The organism is Dysgonomonas termitidis (assembly GCF_042654545.1).
In the GTDB taxonomy this organism is placed as follows: Bacteria; Bacteroidota; Bacteroidia; order Bacteroidales; family Dysgonomonadaceae; genus Dysgonomonas; species Dysgonomonas termitidis.
Window position 1 is genome coordinate 89,279 of the sequence record NZ_JBHSGN010000103.1, and the last position, 6,958, is coordinate 96,236.

Here is a 6,958-nt window from a genome sequence, read left to right on the forward strand (position 1 = left end):
ATAGGATAATGATGAAAAAAATAATTCTATATATATATGCAACAGTTTGCTTGATCGGTTTTACTACAAGTTGCAATGATTTTGGAGATGTAAATAATGATCCCGAACATTTAAATCCGGGAAATATGGATTATGGTTTGATGTTCACTCAGGTACAATCCCAAATAGCAGGGTCCGACTGGGATATTTGGCGTAATTCATGTATATATGCAGCTAATATGATGCAGCATACTGCATCGGCCGATTGGTCCCAGGGTGTTTTCTATACCTGGTCCGAAGGATATAATGCCGCTTATTGGGATGGTTTTTATGTAGGAGGCAGAGCTCCTATAAGAAATATAATTGAGGTAATAGCCCAGTGGAAAGATAAGCCGGGCTATGCGAATGAGGTACAGTACGCCAGGGTAATGAAAGCTTTCATGCTTCACCGCATGACCGATCTTTACGGGGATGTTCCTTACTTTGAAGCTGGCCAGCCAAGTCTTACCGGTTATCCGAAATACGATACCCAGGAATCGATCTATGATGACTTACTGAAAGAACTGGATGAAGTAAATACTGCGCTAAGTAGTCCTTCGTCCCAGAATACTATTGGTAGTGCGGACGTAATATATAAAGGTAATCCTGAAAAATGGCGCAAATTTGCAAATTCACTGATGCTTCGCATAGCAATGAGACTTAGTAAAGCAGATGCCGGAAAAGCTAAAACATGGACAGAAAAGGCCGTGGCTAACGGATTATTTACAAACGCTGAAGACAACGCGGCATTACCTCATGCCGATGGGTTGGTAACGGACGACTCAGCTGAACCTTTCGGGAAAATCCTTTCGAATGAGGACCCGGCTAAGTTTTATTTAAGCGAATATTTTATTGGTCAGCTAAAAGAGACAAAAGATCCCCGTATCCATTTGATCGCGACAAGATGTTCTACTAATCCTGAAGAAAAATGGTTAGGTGATTTCGATTTCGGAGATAGCTCCGATGCCGGCAAACTGATAGGCTTACCTATAGGGTACAGAGCTGCAGAAGGTAATTGGGATTTAGCGAACGCTCCCGGTTACCCCGGACAAGATTGGAGAAAATACTATGCCTTGCCGAACAGAAAAACATATTCCCGTCCCGATGTGCCGTCAATGCTAGTCACATATACCGAGAATAATTTACTCCTGGCAGATGCTGCTGCGCGGGGTTTTATTCCGGGTGGAAATGCTACTGCAAAAGAATATCTCGAAAAGGGAATAAGAGCGGCTATGCATCAATTCTCATTCTATATAGCCGCCAGGACAGAATATAATCTTTATTTGTCAGATGCAAGCATAAATGATTATGTCACCGAAGCTTTGAACAGGTTTGATGCAAACCAGCTCAAAGAGATCAACTGGCAATATTATGTCACGACGTTTGGCGATGAATATGAAACATTTGCTAACTGGCGCCGCACAGGATATCCTGAAATAAAGTCAGTTTATGCTGCGCCTCACAACCGTCCGACTTATCCGAACAGCATAAGCTCGGAGATTCCCCGCAGGTTTACGTATCCGATAAACGAGTCTCAGAATAATGCGGGAAACTATAACGATGCAGTCAAGAGGCTTTCGGATGGAGACAAGATGACGTCTCGTGTCTGGTGGGACAAGGAATAATCCGATATTCTTCTGATCATAAGCAGGAAGTACCCCTAAAATAAGGTGCTTTCTGCTTTCGGGTCTAAGATACCCCGACCAGCTTTGCAGCCCTCGTTCCGTATCTTTTTGTCCATGAGAGATCCCATTGTTTTGATATCATTTTGGGAACTCCGTTTTCAAATAAATGCGTAAGATGGCATAAAAAAATTTCTTCTAAAAAGATAATATTTTATAACAGCCTGTAATCAGGTATTCAAACAAAAGGCAGAGAAGGGGGTTGTCTTTAAAAAGACCGCCCTGTTCTTTATCTGTTATAAATTATTAAATGATTGACAAATATCTTTTTGTTTCAGTTTATTATGTAAATTTGTCATAATTGTAATTGTTGCCTGTGAATCTTTGATTAATTCTGGATATAATAATGCCTTCAGATATCGTAGAGCGGGCTTGGAAACTATAAATCGAATATAACAAAACTAAATATACAATTAAAAATCAGACAATGAGATCGAATTTTAATCGCATTGCAAAAACAATCTGTTTGGGTATTATCTCAGGCACTTTGTTTTATTCATGTAATGAATCGGAAAAAGGTACGGAACTTGTAAATCTTACCCAGTACGTCGATCCTTATATAGGGACAGGTGATCATGGGCATGTATTTGTAGGAGCCGACGTTCCGTTCGGATTGGTACAGTTGGGCCCTACAAACTTTTCTCAGGGCTGGGACTGGTGTTCGGGTTATCATATCACCGACTCCACAATTATCGGATTCGGACATATGCACCTGAGTGGTACAGGAATAGGTGATCTCGGTGATATTGGCTTTATGCCGGCTACCGGCGATGTAAAACTTACACGGGGAAATCTGAAAGATCCTGAGTCGGGGATTTATTCATTATTCAGAAGGGAAACTGAAAAAGTAAAACCCGGTTATTATGCTGTACATCTCGACAGGTTTAATGTCGATGTGGAACTGACAGCAACCAAGAGGGTAGGTTTCCATAAATATACATTCCCCCGGTCCGATTTGTCGAAAGTTATTATCGACCTGCAACATGGTATAGGCTGGGATGCTCCCGTGGAAGGTTATCTGACTCAGGAGAATGATTCTGTCATATCGGGTTACCGCTATTCGAAAGGCTGGGCTAATGACCAGAAGATTTTCTTCACAGCTGTTTTCTCCAAGCCGATGAAGGGATTTATTGTGTCGGATACTACCGCTGTGCAGGAAGGTAACACCATAAAGGCGACAAGGGCATACGGACAGGTACTGTTCGATACAAAGGATAAAGAGGATATATTTGTAAAAGTGGCCTTGTCCCCGGTAAGTATCGATAATGCAAAACTGAATATGCAGGCTGAACTTTCGGGCTGGGATTTTGAGAAGACTGTCGCCGATGCAGATAAAGCTTGGAATGAAGAACTGAATAAAATCATTATTACAACGGACAACGAGCAGACTAAACGTACATTCTATACGGCGCTTTATCATACAATGATAGCTCCTTCCGAATTCTGTGACGTGAATAACGATTACAGAGGCTCTGACGGACAAATGCATGAGAAAGGCGCGTTTAAGAATTATACGACATTCTCGTTGTGGGATACCTATCGTGCGGCTCATCCGTTGATGTCGATTATACATCCCGAAAAGATGAGCGATATTGTCAACACGATGCTCACAATATATAAACAGCAGGGTAAACTGCCCGTATGGCATCTGATGGGTTGCGAAACCGATTGTATGGTGGGTAATCTGGGGATTTCGGTTGTAGCGGACGCTATCCTGAAAGGATATGACGGATTTGATAAGGAACTGGCGTTCGAAGCGATGAAAAATTCGGCAATGCTGGACGAAAGAGGCTTGAAATACCTGAAAGAATATGGCTATATCCCTTACGACAAAGGAGAGAGCGAAGGCTTGTCGAAATGTATGGAATATGCTATCGCTGACTGGAGTATAGCCCAGGTGGCTCAAAAGTTGGGTAAAACGGAAGATTATGATTACTTCCTGAAGCGGAGTAAATCTTATACACATTATTTCGATAAATCGGTAGGATTTATGAGAGGCCTGTCGTCTGACGGTAAGTTCAGGACCCCGTTCAATCCGTTTGAATCCGTCCACCGCGATAATGACTATACAGAGGGTAATGCATGGCAATATACATGGCTGGTACCACACGATATAAAAGGACTTGTAGACTTGTTCGGAAGTAAAGAGACATTTGTTCAGAAGCTGGATTCCCTGTTTATCGTGGAAGGTTCGCTGGGTGAGCATGCATCCCCGGATATCAGCGGGCTGATAGGCCAATATGCCCACGGAAACGAGCCCAGCCATCATATCCTGTATATATATCCTTACATCGGTCAACCGTGGAAGACTGCCGACAAGGTACGTCAGGTAATGTCGGAACTTTACCACGACCAGCCGGCCGGACTTTCGGGAAATGAGGATGTAGGCCAGATGTCGGCATGGTATGTATTGTCTGCTCTGGGCTTTTACCAGGTTGAGCCGGCCGGAGGTAAATATATTTTCGGAAGTCCCGTTATAAATGAAGCAACAGTTAAGGTAAAAGACGGAAAGACTCTTAAAATTGTAGCGAAAGATAATAGTGCTGCTAATAAGTACATCCAGAGTGTGACATTTAACGGCAAAGACTACGATAAGTTCTATATAGACTTTAAAGACATAGAAGCCGGTGGTACACTGGAATTTGTGATGGGGGATAAGCCGTCCGAAACCTGGGGTACAAGAGGTGAAATATAAGATATAGAATCCCTTTTACACATCATAGGGATTTTTATTAAGGGTGAAGCCGCCAGAAGTGATTCTCGCGGCTTTGATTTTTGGTCCCCTATTCCCCTTTGGGGTGGTTGGGTGAGGCTCCTCTACCACTCAATTGGTTCAATCCCTTTCGATTTCAGATATTTATTTGCTTCGCTGAAATGATTGTTCCCAAAGAATCCGTTGTGCGCGGATAATGGCGATGGATGTACTGATCTTAATACTAGATGTTTATTCGTATCTATGAATGCTGCCTTTCTCTGGGCGTAAGCACCCCAGAGGATAAATACAATATTTTCACGTCCTTCGGCTAATTTATGTATAGCCGCATCGGTAAATGTTTCCCAGCCTTTTTTCTGGTGAGAACCAGCCATGTGCGCCTGTACGGTCAGTGTAGCGTTGAGGAGCAATACACCCTGATTTGCCCAGCGCGTCAGATTACCTGATCCGGGTACAGGGATTCCCATGTCGCGGTTTATTTCTTTGAAGATATTTACCAGAGAGGGAGGGGCCGGCATACCATCAGGTACGGAAAAAGACAAGCCATGTGCCTGACCGTCGTTGTGATATGGGTCTTGTCCGAGAATTACCACTTTTACCTTGTCGAATGGAGTGTGTTCGAAAGCATTGAATATTAATTTCGCAGGAGGGAATATTTGTTTTGTACGGTATTCATGTCTCACAAAATCAGTTAGTTCTACAAAATAGTCTTTGTCGAATTCATCTTTCAACTGTTCTTTCCAACTTTCCTCTATTTTTACATCCATAATTCGTAAGTTAGTTTTATGTTAGATACTAAGTAACTGCTCAAATTAACAAATTGCCGGGTATAAAGATACAATTTTTGTGATGTAGTCCGATAAAAATAAATCATGGATTAGGGTAACCGCTCTTAGTGTAGTTTAACTTGTAACTAAAAATAGGACGTTAACACCCCCCCCCGATGGCGCGGACTTCCAGTCCGTGTCTTATTGACAGGGCAAAAATGTTTGCTACGCAACACACAGACGGGACGTCTGCGCGAGCGGGCGCTAAGAAAAACTTTTTGGGTGAAGAAGTAAAGTTTCTATTATAAAATAAGTAGTGGCAATCAGTGATTGAAGTGATTATTGTAGGATATAAATGTTCAATTTTTAGTTACAAGTTACTACGCCCTGTGGGCAGTTACGAGTTACGAGTCGGCTGACGCACGTATGGCCAGAGCCTGAAGAACCTTTGTCTTGTCGCCGCATCGCGATTCCGGCCTCGTCCCGCGCGAGCGGGCGCGTGTTGTCTTTAGGGGCTTTGCTCCTGGTTGCGCGTCAGCAGGCGCCGTATACTTCACGGACGGGGTACCCGTAGGATTAAAAGACGAAAAAAACGGAAACGTGTTTGAGCTTATCCGCCAATTCGTATTTTACGACTTTTAGAGCGAGTTTTTCCGTTTCGTCTTTTTGTCCGTTACGGGTCGGCCTTTGAAGTGGGGCGCTAAAGCACTTTTGGTTCCTTTTGGGGCTTTGGCCAAAAGGAACACAAGGAATTTTAATTCCGCGTAGAAAAAATGCATAGAATAATTGAACGTTAAAATCCAACTGCTGATTCGCATAATATGCTGTGTTAATTTTTTATGAAATCAAAATACATTTATCTATACTAAAAAAAGCAGATAATGGATAAATAGTCATTGCCTGCCGCACACCTATAATTATTTAAAAAATATGGCAAAGTATAGTGAAGAATTAGTGGATAAAATCGTTTTTCTTATCGAAGAAGAGTTTTATACTACGACTCAGGTATGTAAGGCATTGGGTTTTAGCAGGCAGGCTTATTATAGCTGGATGGATACGAAACCCGGATTCAGGAAAGAGGTGGACATGGCCGTCAGCCGCCGTAGCGAAGCGATGCAGACAATGATGCAGGTCGCGCTGAAAAAGAAACTGGAGGGATATATGACAACAGTGGAAAAGGATATATATGTTCCTGATGAAAGGAATCCTGATGAACTGGTTTTCAAATCGAAAGTGATAATAAAGAAGGAATGTCCTCCTGATCTGCGGACAATAAAGATGTTGCTGGAAAGGAACAGCCCCTCCCGGCCTCCCCAAGGGGAGGAGATGTATACGACGAGAGATAATCGAGTGATTGAGGAAGAGACCGTTACAGATAACATAAAAAAGGATATTATTGAAGATGAAGAAAAAGAGGTTTCGGAAGTGATTGAGGAGAATGAAGATGCAGAGGCTGCGGAGATGATGGAAAAACCGGATAAGGCCTGTGCCGGGCAGCGGCAAGGAACAGGCACGGCCGTGATAGTGAGTAACAGAAGGCCGGTATATAATAAGGGAAAGAAAAGAAAGAAAAAGCGAAGAGGTAATTAAGTATTCCATAAATATTAATGATATACTTTTCTTTCTCTTGTCATGCTGACGAAGGAAGCATCCCGACCCATTTGTCAGGGAAAGAAGGAAAGAGATACTTCGTTCCTCAGGATGACAAGAATATATTAATATATTACCCCCCAAACGATTTATATATATTAGATAGTAAGAGAGGACAGGCGCAAACG

4 protein-coding genes are annotated in these 6,958 nt (G+C 42.5%); 3 read left to right on the forward strand and 1 reads right to left on the reverse strand.

The window, feature by feature from the left end; all coding sequences use genetic code 11:
* Nucleotides 1–11 precede the first annotated feature (11 nt).
* Together ACFO6W_RS17670 and ACFO6W_RS17675 are read left to right on the forward strand one after the other, a co-directional pair.
* Complete coding sequence (locus tag ACFO6W_RS17670; RefSeq protein WP_379998839.1) at nt 12–1,643, forward strand: SusD/RagB family nutrient-binding outer membrane lipoprotein; 1,632 nt, start codon at nt 12–14, stop codon at nt 1,641–1,643.
* A gap of 484 nt (nt 1,644–2,127) precedes the next feature.
* Complete coding sequence (locus ACFO6W_RS17675) at nt 2,128–4,395, forward strand: GH92 family glycosyl hydrolase (protein WP_379998841.1); 2,268 nt, start codon at nt 2,128–2,130, stop codon at nt 4,393–4,395.
* 122 nt (nt 4,396–4,517) lie between these two features.
* Here ACFO6W_RS17675 and ung read toward each other — a convergent pair whose 3' ends face one another.
* Nucleotides 4,518–5,180 (reverse strand): uracil-DNA glycosylase, encoded by a 663-nt coding sequence (ung, locus tag ACFO6W_RS17680; protein ID WP_291113096.1) that lies wholly within the window; start codon nt 5,178–5,180, stop codon nt 4,518–4,520.
* Between the two features lie 930 nt (nt 5,181–6,110).
* On the opposite strand from ung, the gene ACFO6W_RS17685 reads away from it, so the two are divergent.
* Nucleotides 6,111–6,770: a hypothetical protein gene (locus ACFO6W_RS17685; RefSeq protein ID WP_379998844.1), complete on the forward strand. Its 660-nt coding sequence runs from the start codon at nt 6,111–6,113 to the stop codon at nt 6,768–6,770.
* Nucleotides 6,771–6,958 lie beyond the last annotated feature (188 nt).

Coding starts and splice junctions, on each gene's coding strand:
- ACFO6W_RS17670 (WP_379998839.1), top strand. CDS start 12: ATGAAAAAAATAATTCTATATATATATGCAACAGTTTGCTTGATCGGT.
- ACFO6W_RS17675 (WP_379998841.1), top strand. CDS start 2,128: ATGAGATCGAATTTTAATCGCATTGCAAAAACAATCTGTTTGGGTATT.
- ung (WP_291113096.1), bottom strand. CDS start 5,180: ATGGATGTAAAAATAGAGGAAAGTTGGAAAGAACAGTTGAAAGATGAA.
- ACFO6W_RS17685 (WP_379998844.1), top strand. CDS start 6,111: ATGGCAAAGTATAGTGAAGAATTAGTGGATAAAATCGTTTTTCTTATC.